We start from the raw sequence: 18,029 nt of genomic DNA, 5'->3' as shown, positions 1-18,029 counted from the left end.
ACGGAGTGCGCCATGCCTTTACCTGATTTTAAGTCCTCTGAACCTTTCACCCTCGGCATCGAACTCGAACTGCAGGTGGTTAACCCGCCGGGCTACGATCTGAGCCAGGACTCCTCCGCGCTCATCGCCGCCGTCAAAGACGACATCAAAGGCGGCGAGGTCAAACACGACATCACCGAAAGCATGCTCGAAATCGCCACCGGCGTGTGCCAGAACATCGACCAGGCGGCGGCGCAGTTCTCGGTGATGCAGCAGAGCATCCTGCGCGCGGCGGCGGAGCAGCATATCCAGATCTGCGGCGGCGGGACGCACCCGTTCCAGAAGTGGCAGCGGCAGGAGGTGTGCGACGACGAGCGCTATAACGTCACGCTGGAGCGCTTTGGCTACCTGATTTTGCAGGCGACGGTATTCGGCCAGCACGTGCACGTCGGCTGCCGGACCGGGGACGACGCGATTTACCTGCTGCACGGCCTGTCGCGCTTCGTGCCGCACTTTATCGCCCTGGCGGCCGCCTCGCCGTATATGCAGGGCACGGACACGAAGTTCTCCTCGTCGCGGCTCAACATCTTCTCGGGGTTTCCGGATAACGGCCAGATGCCGTGGGTCAACAGCTGGCAGGAGTTCGAGGGGCTGTTCCGCCGCCTGAGTTCCACCAGCATGATCGACAGCATTAAGGATCTGCACTGGGACATCCGCCCCAGCCCGCACTTCGGCACCGTCGAGGTGCGGGTGATGGATACGCCGCTGACGCTCGGCCACGCCATTAACATCGCCGGGCTTATTCAGGCGACGTCGCACTGGCTGCTGACCGCGCGGCCCTATAAGCATCAGGAAAAAGATTTTCTGCTGTACCGCTTTAACCGTTTTCAGGCCTGTCGCTACGGGCTGGAGGGGATCCTGACGGACGTGCACACCGGCGAGCACAAAACCGTGGCGGAAGATATCGCCTGGCTGCTGGAGCAGGTTGCGCCGTCGGCCGAGAAGCTCGGCGCGACGAGCGCAATCAATGAAATTGCCCTGCTGTTAAAGCAGGGCAAGAGCGAGGCGCAGCGCATGCGGGAGTTTATCGCCGACGGCGGCTCGCTGATTTCTCTGGTTCAGAAGCACTGCGAGCTGTGGGCGACGAGTCCGTAAGCCGATGGCCCCACTCGCGCAGGCGCTGGAACAGCACGAACAGCGCCGGGATAAACAGGATCCCTACCACGGTCGCCACCAGCATGCCGCTGAACACCGTGGTGCCGATGATGCGGCGGCTCTGGGCACCCGCCCCGGTCGCCAGCATCATCGGCAGGACGCCGATAATGAACGACACGGCGGTCATCATCACCGCGCGGAAGCGGCGCGAGGCCCCTTCCCGCGCGGCATCGACAATTGCCATTCCGTCCATGCGCCGCGCGCGGGCGAACTCCACGATCAGGATCGCGTTCTTGGCGGCAAGGGCTATCAATAGCACCAGACCAATCTGCACGTACACGTCGTTGGCGTAGCCCGCCATCCACAGCCAGACCAGCGCCCCGCCGATGGCGAACAGCACCGAGAACATCACGCTCGCCGGGAGCGTCCAGCTCTCGTACTGGGCTACGAGGAACAGCCACGCCATCACCACCGCCGCCAGCACGATCCATATCGCCTGATTGCCGGTCTGCTGCTCCTGATACGACATGCCGCTCCAGGCATAGTCGTACCCGGCTGGCAGGTTTTCCGCCAGAATCTCGCCCATCGCCGCCATCGCGGTGCTGCTGCTCACCCCAGCCGCCGCCGAGCCGCTCACCGACACGGACGGGAACTGGTTGTACTGCTGCAGGAACGGCGCGCCGACGCTCGGCGTAATGGTGACCAGGTTGCTCAGGCGCACCCGCTCGCCGCTGTTGCTGCGCACGAACAGCTCGCTAATCTGCTCGGCGCGCTCGCGCCACTGCATCTCGTTCTGCATCACCACGTGGTAGACGCGGTTGTTGACGCTGAAATCCCCGGCGCGCGTGCCGCCAAAGGCGGTTTGCAGGCTGCTGAAGATGCGCGACACCGGCACGTCGAGGCGCGCGGCGCGCTCGCGGTCAACGGTCAGCGTCAGCTGCGGCACGTTGCTGCTCCAGGTGGTGAACACGCGGCTCAGCTGCGGGTGCTGGTTGGCTTTCGCCAGCACCTCGCGCGTCACGCGCTCCAGCTCCGCCGGGCTCTGCCCCGCCTGCGCCTGTATGCGCAGGTCGAAGCCGGAGGCGTTGCCCAGCCCCGGCAGCGTCGGCGGCGCGAAGGTCATGATGGTCGCTTCCGGCAGGGCCAGCAGCTGGCGCTGCAGGGTACCCATCACTTCATCCAGCGGCGGACGCTCGCTCCAGTCTTTGAGCATGATAGAGATAAACCCGCCGTTGGAGGCGCTGGTGCCGTTGAGAATGTTAAATCCGGAGACCTGAATCACGTCTTCCACCGCAGGATTTTTAGCGATGAGTTCGCGCGCCGTGTTCATCACCACTTCGGTGCGCTCCAGCGAGGCCGCCTCCGGCAGCTGAACGCTGGCAAAGAAGTAGCCCTGATCCTCCTGCGGCAGGAAGCTTTTAGGCATCGACGTAAAGCTGAACGCCACCACGGCCGCCGCGCCTGCGGTGGCCAGCAGCGCCAGCCACGGGCGAAGGTTTAAGACATGCACGATGCGGGTGTAGAAACCGCGCGTAGCGTCCATCCCACGGTTAAAGGCGCGATAGACTGCCGCAGGTTTCTCCGGGCGCGGACGCAGCAGCATCGCGCACAGGGCGGGCGTCAGGGTCAGCGCCACCAGGCTTGAGAGCGTCACGGCCGTCGAGAGCGTCACCGCAAACTGGCGGTACAGCTCGCCGACAATCCCCGGCAGGAGCGCTACCGGCACAAACACCGCCAGCAGCACCAGCGTCGTCGCGATGACCGGCCCGGCGATCTGGCGCAGCGCCAGCGCGGTCGCCGCCGTGCGGCTCTGCCCTTCCGCCATCAGCGTTTCGACGCTCTCAACCACCACGATGGCGTCATCCACCACCATGGTCAGCGCCAGAATAATGGCGAACAGGCTAAGGGTGTTGGCGGAGTAGCCGAGCGTGTAGAGCACCGCGAAGGTGCCCACCAGCGACACCGGAATGGCGAGCGCGACAATCAGCGTCGCGCGCCAGCTTTGCAGGAACAGGGACACCACGACCACCACCGCCAGCAGGGTGAGCGCCAGCGAGACGCCGATCTCCTTAATGGTGGCGGCAACAAAGGAAGTGGTGTCGAATTTCACCTCGTAGACCAGGTCGTCCGGGAAGCGCGTCGAGAGGCGCTCCAGCTCCGCACGCACCGCGTCGGCCACGCGCAGGGCGTTGGCGGACGGCGTCGGGTAGATGCCGAGGTAGGCGGAGTCGTGCCCGTTCAGCCGCGCGCCGGAGCTGTAGCTGCGCGAGCCGAGCTCGATGGTGGCGACGTCCTTCAGGCGCACCAGCTGGCCCATCTCGCCCGCGCGGATGATGATGTCGGCAAAGTCTTCGGCCTGGCTTAAGCGCCCCAGGCCGTTGATGGTCAGGGTCTGCTGCTGGCCGTTAAACACCGGCGGCGTGCCGACCTGGCCTGCCGCCCCCTGCACGTTCTGCTCGCGCAGCGCCTGCGCCACGTCGTCGGTGGTGACGTTCAGGGCGTTCATGCGGTCCGGACGCAGCCAGATGCGCATGCTGTAGTCGCGCGCGCCAAACATCTGCACCTGCCCGACGCCCGGCAGGCGAGAGAGCGCCTCGCGCACCTGGGTGCTGGCGTAGTTGCTGACGAACAGCGGCGTATGGGTGTTGTTCGGTGAGTAAAGACTTACCCCCATCATCAGGTTGGTGGCGCGCTTGCGCACCTGCACGCCGTTTTGCTGCGCCTCGGTCGGGAGCTGCGCCACGGCCTGCGCCACGCGGTTTTGCACGTCGATGGCGGCGAGGTCCGGATCGGTGCCCGCCGCAAAGGTAATGTTCAGGCTGTAGGTGCCTTCGTCCGAGCTGGTGGACTCCATATAGAGCATGTGATCCACGCCGTTCAGCTGGGTCTCCAGCGGCGTGGCGATGGCCTCCGCCACGTCAGTCGAGCTGGCGCCCGGCCAGCTGGCAGACACATTCACCACCGGCGGCGCGATCTGCGGGTACTGCTCCACCGGGATAATCCTCAGCGCGATGGCCCCCACCAGGGTGATGACAAGCGCAATCACCATCGCGAAACGCGGGCGTTTGATGAAAAACGTCAGCATGATGGCTCCTTAATTCAGTATCTGGACGGCCGCGCCGGGCTGCACGCGCTGCGCGCCGTCAGTAATCGCTCGCTCACCGGGCTTCACGCCGGAGGTAATCCGGAACTGCTGGCCGATCTGTCCGGCGACCTTCAGCGGCCGCATTTCGGCTTTGCCGTCGGCGTTAACCACCCAGGCAAAGAACCCGTCGCCGTTCTGCTGTACCGCCGCGGCGGGCAGGGTCAGAACCGGCTGCTCGCTGGCCGGGCGTAGCGTCACGTTCACGCTGCCGCCGGGCAGCAGCTGATGGCGCGGGTTAGCAAACTCGGCGCGCAGCATCACGCTGGCGGTGCGCGGATCGATGCGGTTGTCCACGGACGTCAGCTCGCCGCTGACGCGCTGGCCGTTGCTGTCAATGAACGCCTGCCAGGCCTGCTTCATGGCGCTGATATCCGCATGCTGTCCGGCTTTGGTGGCAAATGCGCCCTCTTCCAGCGCAAAGGCGATGCGGATGGGGTCGAGCTGCACCACCTCCACCAGCACGCCGCTGGCAGGGTTGACCAGGCTGCCGACGTGGAACCGGCTGTGCCCTACGCGGCCGTCAATCGGCGAGGTGATGCGGGTGTAGTTCAGGGTGACATTACGGGTTTCGAGCCGGGCTTTGGCCTGCTCCAGCGCCGCGCTGGCGACGTCGCGCTGCATGCGGGCGTTGTCCACGTCGTGACGGCTGATGGCGTCGCTGCTGCCCAGGCTTTCAAAGCGGGAAAGCTGCTGCTGCGCCTGGCGCAGCGTGGCTTCGGCGCTTCTCACCTCAGCCTGCGCCAGACGCAGGGCGGCGCGCGACTCGGCGTCGTCCAGCTCGAACAGCAGGTCGCCTTTTTTCACGTACTGCCCGTCGCGGAAGTGGATTTTGGCGATCGCGCCTTCCGTACGGGCGCGCAGCTCAACGGTGTGGATAGCCTCGATGCGGCCCGGGATCTGGCGCTCGGCGGCGTGGGCGGTCTGCTCCACGGTGGCGACGCGAACGGGGATGGCGGCAGCGAATACGGGTTGCAGGGTGCAGGCGAGAAGTGCGAACAGGAGTGGGAGTTTCATGGGAGTACCTCAGATGTGTTCCCCTCACCCCGGCCCTCTCCCACAGGGAGAGGGAGGTCAGAGTCCCCTCTCCCTGTGGGAGAGGGTTAGGGTGAGGGCAAAAGGTTATGCAGCCTTACGGAACCTGCGGGTCAGTCGCTTCTCGATTTCGACGACGAAGAACATCACGCCCGCCACAGCCAGGGTCACAAACCAGTAGCGCAGCGGCAGGGCTTCGGTGCCGAACAGCATCTGCATCAACGGCAGGTAGATAATCGCCGCCTGGAGCAGGAACAGCACGCCCGTCACCAGCCAGATCCCTTTGTTCGCCAGCAGGCCGCGGTTCAGGGAGAACCCTTCGGTGTTGCGGCAGTTAATCATGTACACCCACTGGGCGCAGACCAGCATCTGCAGCAGCACGGTGCGGATGAACTCCGCGCTGTGGCCGCGCGGGGCCAGCCAGGCTTCCAGCGCAAAGGCGGCGATGGCAATCATGGTGCCAACGAAGGCCACGCGCCATACGGCGTAGGCGTCCATCACGTGCTGCCCGGTCTGACGCGGCGGACGGCGCATGATGTTGCGCTCGGCGGCCTCAAAGGCCAGGCCGAAGGAGAGCGTGGCGGAGGTGGCCATGTTCATCCACAGGATCAGCACCGGCGTCAGCGGAATGATGTTTCCCGCCAGCAGCGCAATCACAATCAGCAGCCCCTGCGCGAGGTTGGTCGGCATGATGAACAGAATCGTCTTCTTCAGGTTGTCGTAAACGCGACGCCCCTCTTTCACCGCGCTGGCGATGGTGGCGAAGTTATCGTCCGTCAGGACCATGTCCGCCGCCTCTTTGGTCACTTCCGTGCCCTTGATGCCCATCGCGATGCCGACGTCAGCCTGACGCAGCGCCGGGGCATCGTTCACGCCGTCACCGGTCATGCCGACGATTTCGCCTTTGTCCTGCAGCGCTTTCACCAGGCGCAGCTTATGCTCCGGGCTGGTGCGGGCGAAGATGTCATACTTCACCGCCGCTTCCGCCAGCGCGGCGTCGTCCATTTTCTCCAGCTCGTAGCCGGTGACCGCCTGCTCGCTGTTGGTGATCCCCAGCATCTGGCCAATGCTCATCGCCGTCTGCGGGTGATCCCCGGTGATCATCTTCACGCGGATCCCCGCCTGCTGGCAGGCGTTAATCGCATCAATGGCTTCCGGACGCGGTGGATCCATCATCCCGGCGATACCGAGGAAGATCAGGCCGTTGCTCAGGTCGTCGTGGGTCAGCGCCTGCTCGCCGTTCGCTGGCTTAAATGCCGCGGCCACCATGCGCAGCCCCTGACGCGCATAGCGCTCCATCTCGCTTTCCCAGTACGCGCGGTTGAAGACTTCCGCACCGTTGCGGGTCTGCTGCTCGGCGCACAGGGCGAAAATCACGTCCGGCGCGCCGGTGATCAGGATCTGCTCCTCACCGCCAATCTGGTAGTGGGTGCTCATGTACTTGTACTGCGAGTCGAACGGGATCTTGTTAACCAGCGTGGTCATGACCGGCTCAAGGCTGGCCTTCGCCGCCAGCACCTTCAGCGCGCCCTCGGTTGGGCCACCGGTGATTCCCCACAGGCCTCGCTCGTCCTGAATCAGCTGGCTGTCGTTACACAGGTCGATGGTGCGCAGGTACTGCTCCAGCACGGTGCCCGGCTGGATGTGGACCGGCTCATCGCTGCCTTCCAGGTAGATGTTACCGACCGGCTCGTAGCTGTTGCCGTCCACGCGGTAGCAGGCGTCAGCGGTGATAATGGCTTTGACCGTCATCTCGTTCATGGTCAGGGTGCCGGTTTTATCCGAGCAGACCACGGTCATCGCGCCCAGGGTTTCAACCGTCGGCAGCTTGCGGATAATTGCCCGCTTGCGCGCCATCGCCTGTACGCCCAGCGAGAGGATGATGGAGATAATCGCCGGCAGGCCTTCCGGCACGGAGGCCACCGCCAGGCTAATCAGGGAGAGCAGCAGCTCGCCCATCGGGATCTCGCGGAACACCAGGCTGAAGACGAACAGCGCGGCCATCATCGCCAGGATAATGGCGAAGATCGCTTTACCCAGCTTGTCCATCTGCACCAGCAGCGGCGTGCGGTGCTTTTCGATGCCCGCCATCATCTGGTTGATGTGGCCAAGCTCCGTATCCTTACCGGTCGCGGTGACCACGCCTACGCCGCCGCCCGCGCTTACGGTCGTCCCGGAAAAGACCATATTGGTGCGATCGCCCAGCGGCAGTTCGCCGTTCAGCGGATTAATGTGTTTATCCACCACGGTGGATTCACCGGTCAGAATCGCCTCTTCCACGCGTAAATTATGCGCTTCGATTAAACGCATATCCGCCGGAATACGATCTCCCGCGCGTAATACAATAATATCGCCCGGGACTATTTCAGTTGTGGGTATCGTTTCGTGAGTGCCGTTACGAATAACGCGCGCCTCGCTGGAGAGCATATTGCGAATACTCTTCAGGGATTTTTCCGCGTTGCTTTCCTGAATATGGCCAATTAAGGCATTGATTACCGCCACGCCCAGAATAACCAGCGTATCAACCCAGTGGCCCATTATTGCCGTTAATACGGCGGCGGCCAGCAGGACATAAATCAGCACATCATTAAAATGGGCCAGAAAACGCAGCCAGGCGGGTTTGCCTTTTTTCTCCGGCAGCGCGTTCGGACCTGATTTTTGCAGACGCGCCTGCGCCTCTGCACGATCCAGACCGCTGGCCTGGCTCTGCGTGTGGGTAAGCACCTGCTCTACGGTCTGCTGGTATGCCAGCCCGCCGGAAGGCGGCACGTTTGGGGACAATTTTTTTTCGGTCATCGTATTTTTCCTTCAATATCCGGTGAACAGAAGCCTGAATTCCTTTCTGGCTTAAATAAATTCATTTTTAAGTCTTGCGGGTAAAATTGATCTAACGCAATATAATGACTTCTCGGTTATTCAAAACTGATTAAAACTATTTCGATGACCTGATTTTTACAAAATATTTCTAAACCAACATTAAACGAGGGGGAACCATGTTTGGTATTTATCGCGGACGACGCCTGGCGTTATACATTGTCGCAGCCATTGTTATTGCCACGTTAATTGGTTATAGCACCTATACATTTGTAAAATTATTTTCCTGATAAAGACGTTTATTTACATAACGCGATATTAATATAAATGCCGGGTCGTATTTTGTTATTTATCCGCTAAATAATATCCTCGTTTTATTCAATAACGTCTGAATCGCTGATATTGCTTTACGTTACAGGATGCCGGACAATGACATTTTTAACTGACGATTAACATTACGATGAAACACCCGTTAGAATCGCTGCTTACGGCAGGCGGCATTTTATTGCTGGCCCTGCTCTCCTGCCTGCTGTTACCCGCGCCGTCGCTGGGTCTGGTGCTGGCTCAGAAGCTGGTTCAGACCTTTCACATGGTCGATCTGAACCAGCTTTACACCATTCTCTTCTGCGTGTGGTTTTTACTGCTGGGTGCCATCGAATTCTTCGTCCTGCGTTTCGTCTGGCGCCGCTGGTTTTCAATGGCCTCGTAAGCCAATAAAAAAGCCGGGTGGCGACTTCGCCTTACCCGGCCTGTGATGGCAATTTTTCAGACCCGCCAGGGCGGAAAACAGCTCAGTGCGCCTGAGTGTGGTTCTCCTTGCGGTACGCACCAGGTGGCTGGTTGAACGTCCGGGTGAAGATACGGGTAAACGTCTGCTGCGAGTCAAACCCGTAACGCAGGCAGATGTCGTAGACCCGAGCGTCGGATTCACGCAGATCGCGCGCCGCCAGCAGCAGCTTGCGCTCACGGATGTAACGCCCCAGGCTCTCCCCTTTGTACTGCATAAACAACCGCTGCAGGTGCCACTTCGAGTAGCCCGCGTGGCGGGCAATCTCTTCTATACGTAATGGCTGGTGCAGATTGTCGTCGATCCATTCGACGATAGTGTCGATGACTTGAGCGGAAATGGTCATGCTGCTGTCCCCCTCTGCTTCTCGCTTAAACATTATTCCCACCACGCGCGAAAGGTTTGCGTGGCGTCATTCACCCGGACGGGCTCGCCCAGCGCCGGTGTCAGTAGCCGATAGTTTTTATCCTTGCTGGCTTTAGCCAGCTGGATCAGCGGATCGTTCCACGTATGTTTCGCCAGCACGAAGCGTCCGTTATGCCCGGGCACTACGGCTTTCGCGTTCAGATCCACAGAGGCCTGCGCCGTTTCCTCCGGCAGCATGTGGATGTACTTCCAGTCCTGGTCGTACTGGCCGTTTTCCATGATGGCGACATCCACGCCATCAAACTGCTCGCCGATGGCCTGAAAGTGCGGGCCGTAGCCGGAGTCCCCGCTGTAATAAACCTTCTGCTCTGGCGTGACGAACATAAAGCTGCCCCACAGGGTCCGATCGCGCTTGATGCCGCGCCCGGAGAAGTGGCGCGCCGGCAGAACATGCACCGTCAGTTCATCGCTGATGCGTACCGACTGGTTCCAGTCGCGCTCGTCAATAATCTCAGGCTTCATACCCCAGTAGCGCAGATGGGATCCCACGCCCAGCGGCGTCACCACGCGCTTCACCTTCGGCAGTAGCGCCCTGATGGTGGCGTAATCCAGATGATCGTAGTGATCGTGCGAGATTATCAGCAGGTCGATTTCCGGCATGCTTTCAGCGCGCCACGGGTACTCCCCGGCAAAGGCTTTATTCAGAAACGAGAACGGCGCGGCATAGTTGCTGAGCACCGGGTCAATCAGGATGCGTTTGCCCGCGAGCTGCAGGTACCACGAGGAGTGACCGAGCCACACCAGGGTGTCCTGCTCCAGCGGCAGGCTCGCAAGATCGGTTTTCACCAGCGGCAGCGGCTGGGCCGGGCGCGCGTTTTCGGTTTTTTTGGTCAGAAAATCCCACGTCGCGACCAGCATGTTTTTGTCGCCGTTATAACCCGGCGTCGGCAGCGTATTGTGGAATTTCCCCTCGCGATACTGGGGGGAGGCCTCCACTTCGGTGAGCTGCTCACCCTGCGGTGGCTGACCAAATCCGGCATTCAGTACAAACGGTAAACTCGCAGCTGAAGCAATAATCATGATTAACACCACGCAGATGAAGAGAGGTTTTTTCATATCCAGACCCGAAAACGCGCCCCATCCGATAGTTTGCGCGGGGTAAACTTGATTATGAGTGAGTAAGCACTCATTATAGATATGATGATAAAGTCGTCAAGACGTTTTCGATCTTTGACATTCCGCGTTGCAGCGTGTCAAAGCACGTGTTTCAATCAGGTTTTTTATAATTGACAGGGGGAAAAATTTAGTGGCACGTCCGAAGAGTGAAGATAAAAAACAGGCCTTACTGGAAGCCGCAACGGTGGCATTTGCACAGTCAGGTATTGCCGCCTCAACGTCGTTAATCGCCCGTAACGCGGGCGTCGCCGAAGGGACCCTGTTTCGCTACTTTCCCACTAAAGACGATCTGCTGAATGCCCTCTATCTGCACCTGAAGCAGGATCTCTGCCAGGCCATGCTGGCAAACCTCGATCGCACCATCACGCTGCCCAAAGAACATACCCGCAATATCTGGAACAGCTACGTGGACTGGGGTATTCGTAACCCCGTTTCTCATGCGGCTATCCGCCAGATCGGCGTCAGTGAAAAGCTGAGCGCCGAAACGGAACAGGCGGTGAAAGAGATGTTTCCGGAACTCCATGAACTGTGCCGCCGCTCGGTGCGTCAGGTGTTTATGTCAGATGAATTTAAAACGTTTGGCGATGCGCTTTTCTTATCGTTGGCCGAATCCACGATGGAATTTGCCACTCGCGACCCTTCCCGCGCCGTTGATTTTAAAGCGCTCGGTTTTGAAGTGATGTGGCGCGGGCTGGCCCAGGAAGAGAGCGATGGACAGTAAATCCTTGCAGGAGCACGCTATGCGCGTGGCCCTTGAGTTGCCCTTCACCGAACACTGCTGGCCGTTTGGGCCGGAGTTTGATGTGTTTAAAGTGGGCGGAAAGATTTTCATGATCGTCGCGGTCGCGCACGGGCGACCGCACGTCAGCCTGAAGTCAGACCCGGAGAAATCACTGTTAAATCAGCAGATCTATCGCGGGATAGAGCCGGGTTACCATCTGAGTAAAAAGCACTGGATTTCCCTTTACGGCACTGACGACGTGACGCCGGAACTGGTTACCGACCTCATAAATGATTCGTGGAATCTGGTGGTGGATAAGCTGCCGAAAAAAGACCAGAAGTGGATCCGGCCGGTCTGATTGTTCGTCTGAGACGAACAGATTAAGCGCTCGAATTGCACTTATCTTTTTCCGCGTCCCGCTGTAATCTGCATTCCTTTCGCGCCCGCGAGCGGGCGAATTTCATCACCAGGAGTTGTTATGGATATCATTTCTGTCGCCCTGAAACGCCACTCTACCAAGGCGTTCGACGCAAGCAAAAAACTGACCGCGGAAGAAGCGGAAAAAATCAAAACCCTGCTGCAGTACAGCCCGTCCAGCACCAACTCCCAGCCGTGGCACTTCATTGTAGCCAGCACCGAGGAAGGAAAAGCGCGCGTGGCGAAATCCGCCGCGGGCACCTATGTGTTCAACGAACGCAAAATGCTGGATGCTTCCCACGTGGTGGTGTTCTGCGCGAAAACCGCGATGGATGACGCCTGGCTGGAGCGCGTCGTGGATCAGGAAGAGGCCGATGGCCGTTTCAACACGCCGGAAGCCAAAGCCGCAAACCATAAGGGTCGCACCTATTTCGCCGACATGCACCGCGTGGATCTGAAAGATGACGACCAGTGGATGGCGAAGCAGGTTTACCTGAACGTCGGTAACTTCCTGCTGGGCGTGGGCGCGATGGGCCTGGACGCGGTACCGATTGAAGGTTTCGACGCCGCCATTCTCGACGAAGAATTTGGCCTGAAAGAGAAAGGCTTTACCAGCCTGGTGGTGGTACCGGTTGGGCACCACAGCGTGGAAGATTTCAACGCCACGCTGCCGAAGTCTCGCCTGCCGCTGAGCACGATTGTAACTGAGTGCTGATCCTTTGTGGCACGCTGGGTTCCGGCGTGCCTGTTTTCACTACCGTATACTCCCGTTGTGTATAGATGCATTCGTTAGCAGGCAAATTATTTGTAACAGCACAGAAATACTTATATCGGAAATTTCGCATACGATTTTATAATTAATAATTACGTTCTTCTATGTGATATCAACCAGTTATAGCCTCGCACCATCCAAATCAATAACCCTCAAAAATATATCCCCTTATTTTCCCCGCGCCCAAATTAATTATTCCACGCTGGTACATCATTTATTAACGCTAACTTTGTATGAATTGTTACATGTCTATTTTTGCAATCGAGATTATGCATGTTTTTATATGCCTCCATTTCGCATAAAAAGAAATGGGAACACTTTTTCAAGGAATTACAAGGATAGATATATGAAAAATAAAAGTGCAGTGAGCACTCGGTCTAATACAAAAGTATTACACGCTAAACTGGCGCCGACCTGTTTTGCGACCATGCTTGCGCTGGGCATGATCATGCCTGCTCAGGCCGCCATCGTGGCAGGTAATACCGATAAACCGGCCATTCATACGGATGCAAGTGGCGCAACCATCGTTGATATCAACAAGGCGAGCGCAGGTGGAGTTTCCCATAACGTTTATTCCGAATTTAACGTCGACAGCAACGGCGTGATCCTGAATAACAGCGGCACAGCAACCAACACCCAATTAGCAGGCCAGATCGATGGCAACGCTAATATGGCTGGCGGCAGCGCTAAGGTGATCCTGAACGAAGTACGTTCATCCGATCCGAGCCAGCTGAACGGCATGGTCGAAGTGGCAGGCCAGTCCGCACAGGTGATTATCGCCAACCCATCAGGCATCACCTGTGACGGTTGCGGCTTTATCAATACCAACCACGCTACGCTGACCACCGGTACAGCCACATACGATAACAAGGGTAATGTTACCGGTCTGGATGTGAGTAAAGGCCAGGTGACCATCACCGGTAAAGGGATGGATACCCGCTCTACGCAGTACACCGACATTATTGCCCGCTCAGTGAAGGTCAATGCGAAAGTTCAGGCTAACGAACTGAATATCGTAACGGGTAACAACCACATCGATAAATATGGTCATGTGCAGAAGAAGTATGACAGCAGCAATGCCCCGGACGTAGCGCTGGATGTGTCTGCGCTGGGCTCCATGTACGCGAATAAAATCTATATGGAAGGTACTGACGCCGGCGTTGGCGTGCATATCGATCGTGCTGACCTGACGGCATCCGACACGTTGTCAATCAATGTTGATGGTGTGGTCGAAAACAACGGGGGACATATCAGCGGTAAAAATGCAGCTACCGTGATGGGTAGTGATGTCCTGAACCATAACGGTCAGATTACCTCTGAGGGTATGGTCTCCGTTGCCGCAGACAACACGCTGGACAACACTAACGGCGTCATTAAAGCTGCGATGGTTAATCTTTCCGGCAAAAATACCGTTAACAGCCACGGTTCCATCCAGGGCAGCCAGAATACCTTTATTACCGCTGACTCACTGGACAACAGCGACGGTGAAATTCTCAGCAATGGCGATTTGACGATCGGCCGCGCCTCCTGGAATTACAACGCGCAGGGCGTGAATAATACCCATGGCCGCATTGATGCTAAGGGTGCCCTCAACGTTGACGCTGCCAGCCTGAACAACTCCGCTGGCCGCGTAGAAACCAACGGAGCGATGGCCGTCAATGTCGACACGCTGACGAACGACAACGGTCTTATTTCCGCCGGGAACGGCTGGAACATGATCAACGCCTCCATGTTGAATAACGATAACGGTGTGATTCAGTCTCTGGGATCTGACAGCCAGCTTCAGGTGAGCGGCAACAACATGCTCTCTAACCGCAATGGTTCAATCCACAGCGACGGCTCTGTTTCAATCAATGGCGCGCTGGATAATATGTCCGGCACCATTGCAGCCGGTAAAGACCTCTTTATGTACGGCACGTCCTACTATTCTGACCTTGCCAGTAAGATGGAGGCAGGCGGCAACATCGACATGACCGTGACCGGTACGTTCCAGAACGCCGGAACCCTTAAGGCGGGTCAGGATATGATGTTAAACATCGGTTCTAATGGCTGGAATAACTATGGCGGCCCGGCGCATAACAGCGGTTCCATCGCGGCTGGCGGTCGCCTGGCGCTGCAGATGAACAGCAGTCAGTTCGACAACAGCGGCGACATTACCGCTAATCAGCTGGATCTTCAGCTGGCCGACCTGTCCAACAGCGGCTCGATCGTCAGCAAGAACGATATCAACCTGAACACCACTAGCCTGGAGAACCGGGGACACGGCACGATTAGCGCCGACCATAACATCAACGTCACCACCTCTTATCTGATGACGGATGCAGGTAGCAAGATCAACGCCGGTTCTGATGCCACGCTGTTCGTGATGAACAACCTGGACAACAGCGGTGATATCCGTGCGGCACATGACATTAATCTCACCGTAATGGGCAGCTACGGCTGGTCTCAGAGTACCGCGTATAACTACGGAACGATGACTGCGGGTAATAGACTGAACGCACAGATGGACCGCGTAACTCTCATCAACGGCGGCACGCTGTCCGCTGATAACGGTATTACCCTGGTCAGCAATTACCTGACCAACAGCGGTAACATCACCAGTGCAGGCGATATTACGCTGAACACGGCTAGCGGTATTAACAACGAAGCCAGCGGTAAAATTACCGGCGATAGCGTGTACACCACAGGCTACGTTAATAATATGGGTATTATTAACGAGACCGGTGCTGCGACCACGGATAACGGTGCAACGACCCCGGATAACGGTGCAACGACCCCTGACGACAGCAATACCAACACAGATTCGGATTCCACGGCGGATAATAGTGGAAATACCACAGTTAAGCCAAACGGCACACCTGAAGGTAATGGCGTTTGGGAAAACGGCGTCGTTTACCACCCGGGTGATATCTATTACGGCTATGTTGTTCAGGACATTATTTATTACCCTGGCGGCTATGTCATCGCTACCGCAGCGTAATTCTTTTTAAATAAAAAGCCTCACACCTTCGTGAGGCTTTATTCCCTAACTATGTTTCTGCGATGAGTATCTCCAGGACGTTGTAAATTATAATGAACAATTATCAAGCGGGCCTCAGTTTCCTTTTTTTGTCCTTATGCTTAATGCAATCCTCTCTTCTTCATGCCGAACCAGCAACGATACAGCAGCAGGATCAAGCCCGACACGAACAGCTCGCGCCTCAGGGTAAGCCGCTGCTTACGGCTGAAAGCACGTCTAATGGCGACGCGCTTGTTCTTCCGAAAGAGTCTGTTTGCTATGACATTCGCCATGTGAGAATCGACAATACGCAGTCGCTTCCACACTGGCTCATCTTCCGCGATGTCATTCGTCAGGCTGAGAATAACTGTATCGGCGTGAAGGGAATTAAAGCCATACATACGGCCGTGCAGGATCGATTAATATCCCACGGATTTATTACCACCCGCGTATTAATACCGGAGCAAAATTTGCACAAGGGAACGCTAACCCTGCAAATCCTGCCTGGACGCGTCAGTGATGTCATTATTCAGGATCAAAGCGGGCTCCCCGTTCATCGCTGGAATAACGTCCCGCAAGCGCCGGGCGATCTCCTCGATTTACGCGGTCTGGAACAGGGGCTGGAAAACCTGCAGCGTATTCCCGGTTCGCAGGCGAGTATTCGTCTGATGCCGGGGGAAAATCCTGGCGATACCCGCGTAGAGATCAAGCGCGACCAGCGTAAAGCCTGGCGACTGGGCAGCTGGTTTGATGATTCCGGTAGTAAATACACCGGACGGTATCAGGGGGGCCTGGCGCTATATCTGGATAACCCCACCTCGCTCAACGATATGTTTTATGCAGCGTATGGCGGTGGTTTCAAAAATGAAAACGGCAAGCGTAACGATAATACCTCGGCGTTTTACTCCGTTCCCTGGGGATACTGGGCGCTGGAACTTTATGCCAGCCAGTACAGAACGACGCAGACTATCCATAGCGGTGATTTTCACTACCGGTACAGTAGCGATGAAAAGTTAATGACCGCCGCGCTTAACCGTGTGGTTTACCGCAGCGCGAGCCAGAAAACCACGCTGGGCTTTAAAGGGATTAAGCGTGATTCCCGCTACGATCTTAACGACGTGGAAGTGGAGGTTCAGCACCGGGACACCAGCAGCTGGCAGCTTAGCCTGGAGCATTTAGCCTATCTTCCATTCGGCCAGCTTACGGCAAGCCTCGGTTATCAACATGCCGCACCCTGGTTTGGTGAAGAAGCCGATGCCGAAGAGATGGTGGGCAGCGCCGACGCGCAGGCGCGCATCATTACGCTGAGTGCAGACGGTACTTTCCCGTTCAAACTGGGCAAGTTCGCCCTCAGCTATGAGCCGCATTTCAAGCAACAGACCACTCCGGACAGGCTGACCCAGCCCGATAAGTTCACCATCGGCAACCGCTGGACGGTGCGCGGCTTTGACGGAGAGTCCTCATTGTATGCCGACAAAGGCTGGTATCTGCGTAATGATATCAATCTGAATCTGCCGGTATGGGGAATGCAGCCGTATATTGGCGCAGACTATGGCGAAGTCAGCGGCTCAGAAAATGATTACTGGAGCGGGGAGCACATTGCCGGTGCGGTCGCAGGCGTACGTGGGGTAAAAGGCCATCTGGGTTATGACCTTTTTGCGGGTGTGCCTCTGGCAAAACCGGATGAGATGCATACCAGTCCCGTCACGCTTGGATTTTCGGTGCAATGGCAGTACTGAGGGCAGAGTGAAAAATTAACACTTTCGGGCGATGAGTATTACGATCGGCTTTTTTCTGCCAGCCATTCCATCGCCCGTTCCCCCGCCTCATCCACCGGCAGATACACCAGAAGCCGCGACCCGTTTCGCGGCGCGGAGTACCAGTACATCTGCTGCAGCGTAAAATCCCCCAGCTCGGGATGGGTAAACAGCTTGAGCTGGTTCTCCACGCCGCGCACGTCGTTGCGCTGGTGCCACAGGGTTTTGAACTCTTCCGACACCGCAAAGAAGCGCGCCAGCTTGGCCTCCCACTGCGGGTCACCCCGGTGTTCGGCCATCGCAGCCCGGAAATAGGAGACAAATATGGGCAGCACATCGTCACGTCTGCCGAGACGCGCGCGCCACGCCGGGTGGGTAAGGAACAGGTAAATACAGTTGCGGTCTTCCGGCGGGATTTCATTGAAATCGACGCCCATCAGGTGCCCGAAGCTGTCGTTCCACGCCACGATGTCGAAATTCGGTTTCTGAATGCTGGCGGGTTTAGGCATAAGCGTATCCAGCAGGCGCCGCGTGCCCTCGCTGATGCCCTCGCAGCAGACCGCCTGCGGCGCTTCACCCGGCGGCAACCCGGCTAACACAAACAGGTGTCGGGCCTCGGTCGGGGTGCACTGTAGCGCTTTTGCAACAGCGGCCATCACCGCGCTCGACGGATTGACGTCCCTGCCCTGCTCCAGCCAGGTATACCAGGTAACGCCCACATCAGCGAGCATCGCCACCTCTTCCCGGCGCAGGCCCGGCGTGCGGCGGCGACCGCTGCGCGGCAGGCCGAGACGCTGCGGATCGAGGCTTTCACGTCGTGCGCGTAAAAATGCCCCCAGCTGTTTTCGGGTGTCATCCTGAAGTGAGACGACGGGTTCAGACATCAAGGCCATAAATCCCCCTGCATGGT

Annotated in this window: 13 protein-coding genes; 7 read left to right on the top strand and 6 right to left on the bottom strand. The window is 57.9% G+C overall.

The window, feature by feature from the left end:
• Nucleotides 1-12 precede the first annotated feature (12 nt).
• Nucleotides 13-1,134, top strand: a complete 1,122-nt coding sequence (locus DFO52_RS07235; RefSeq protein WP_029741715.1) for a YbdK family carboxylate-amine ligase — start codon at nucleotides 13-15, stop codon at nucleotides 1,132-1,134.
• Here the strand turns inward: DFO52_RS07235 and DFO52_RS07230 are convergent.
• The 3 genes from DFO52_RS07230 to DFO52_RS07220 all read right to left on the bottom strand — a co-directional run bounded on the left by DFO52_RS07230 (nucleotide 1,064) and on the right by DFO52_RS07220 (nucleotide 8,107).
• Nucleotides 1,064-4,219 (bottom strand): efflux RND transporter permease subunit, encoded by a 3,156-nt coding sequence (locus DFO52_RS07230; protein ID WP_133549909.1) that lies wholly within the window; start codon nucleotides 4,217-4,219, stop codon nucleotides 1,064-1,066. The genes DFO52_RS07235 and DFO52_RS07230 overlap by 71 nt on opposite strands.
• A gap of 9 nt (nucleotides 4,220-4,228) precedes the next feature.
• A complete protein-coding gene (locus tag DFO52_RS07225; protein ID WP_133549907.1) occupies nucleotides 4,229-5,293 on the bottom strand; it encodes an efflux RND transporter periplasmic adaptor subunit in 1,065 nt (354 codons plus the stop codon).
• Nucleotides 5,294-5,398: 105 nt separating this feature from the next.
• Nucleotides 5,399-8,107, bottom strand: coding sequence for a cation-transporting P-type ATPase (locus tag DFO52_RS07220; protein WP_059346291.1), 2,709 nt, complete (start codon nucleotides 8,105-8,107; stop codon nucleotides 5,399-5,401).
• Between the two features lie 478 nt (nucleotides 8,108-8,585).
• On the opposite strand from DFO52_RS07220, the gene DFO52_RS07215 reads away from it, so the two are divergent.
• Nucleotides 8,586-8,834: a DUF1158 domain-containing protein gene (locus tag DFO52_RS07215; RefSeq protein WP_121931011.1), complete on the top strand. Its 249-nt coding sequence runs from the start codon at nucleotides 8,586-8,588 to the stop codon at nucleotides 8,832-8,834.
• Nucleotides 8,835-8,916: 82 nt separating this feature from the next.
• On the opposite strand, the gene DFO52_RS07210 is transcribed toward DFO52_RS07215, so the two are convergent.
• Together DFO52_RS07210 and DFO52_RS07205 are read right to left on the bottom strand one after the other, a co-directional pair.
• A complete protein-coding gene (locus DFO52_RS07210) occupies nucleotides 8,917-9,258 on the bottom strand; it encodes a RamA family antibiotic efflux transcriptional regulator (protein WP_133550396.1) in 342 nt (113 codons plus the stop codon).
• A 32-nt stretch (nucleotides 9,259-9,290) separates the two neighbouring features.
• The gene (locus tag DFO52_RS07205) at nucleotides 9,291-10,394 is read right to left on the bottom strand and encodes an MBL fold metallo-hydrolase (protein WP_133549905.1); all 1,104 of its coding nucleotides are present in this window, start codon (nucleotides 10,392-10,394) and stop codon (nucleotides 9,291-9,293) included.
• A 190-nt stretch (nucleotides 10,395-10,584) separates the two neighbouring features.
• On the opposite strand from DFO52_RS07205, the gene DFO52_RS07200 reads away from it, so the two are divergent.
• From DFO52_RS07200 to DFO52_RS07180, 5 genes are all read left to right on the top strand, one after another.
• Nucleotides 10,585-11,175: a TetR/AcrR family transcriptional regulator gene (locus DFO52_RS07200; RefSeq protein WP_039264021.1), complete on the top strand. Its 591-nt coding sequence runs from the start codon at nucleotides 10,585-10,587 to the stop codon at nucleotides 11,173-11,175.
• The gene (locus DFO52_RS07195; protein WP_032662927.1) at nucleotides 11,165-11,533 is read left to right on the top strand and encodes an MmcQ/YjbR family DNA-binding protein; all 369 of its coding nucleotides are present in this window, start codon (nucleotides 11,165-11,167) and stop codon (nucleotides 11,531-11,533) included. Before DFO52_RS07200 ends, DFO52_RS07195 begins: the two co-directional genes overlap by 11 nt.
• A gap of 120 nt (nucleotides 11,534-11,653) precedes the next feature.
• Nucleotides 11,654-12,307, top strand: a complete 654-nt coding sequence (gene nfsB, locus DFO52_RS07190) for an oxygen-insensitive NAD(P)H nitroreductase (protein WP_024906901.1) — start codon at nucleotides 11,654-11,656, stop codon at nucleotides 12,305-12,307.
• Nucleotides 12,308-12,710: 403 nt separating this feature from the next.
• Nucleotides 12,711-15,344 (top strand): filamentous hemagglutinin N-terminal domain-containing protein, encoded by a 2,634-nt coding sequence (locus DFO52_RS07185; protein WP_133549903.1) that lies wholly within the window; start codon nucleotides 12,711-12,713, stop codon nucleotides 15,342-15,344.
• A gap of 143 nt (nucleotides 15,345-15,487) precedes the next feature.
• Nucleotides 15,488-17,101, top strand: a complete 1,614-nt coding sequence (locus DFO52_RS07180) for a ShlB/FhaC/HecB family hemolysin secretion/activation protein (RefSeq protein ID WP_243737941.1) — start codon at nucleotides 15,488-15,490, stop codon at nucleotides 17,099-17,101.
• A gap of 38 nt (nucleotides 17,102-17,139) precedes the next feature.
• On the opposite strand, the gene DFO52_RS07175 is transcribed toward DFO52_RS07180, so the two are convergent.
• The gene (locus DFO52_RS07175) at nucleotides 17,140-18,012 is read right to left on the bottom strand and encodes a helix-turn-helix transcriptional regulator (RefSeq protein ID WP_047648495.1); all 873 of its coding nucleotides are present in this window, start codon (nucleotides 18,010-18,012) and stop codon (nucleotides 17,140-17,142) included.
• Nucleotides 18,013-18,029 lie beyond the last annotated feature (17 nt).

Source organism: Enterobacter sp. AG326 (assembly GCF_004362415.1).
In the GTDB taxonomy this organism is placed as follows: Bacteria; Pseudomonadota; Gammaproteobacteria; order Enterobacterales; family Enterobacteriaceae; genus Enterobacter; species Enterobacter asburiae.
Note: the sequence above shows the minus strand (reverse complement) of the source record. Positions and strands in the feature narration are given on the sequence as shown.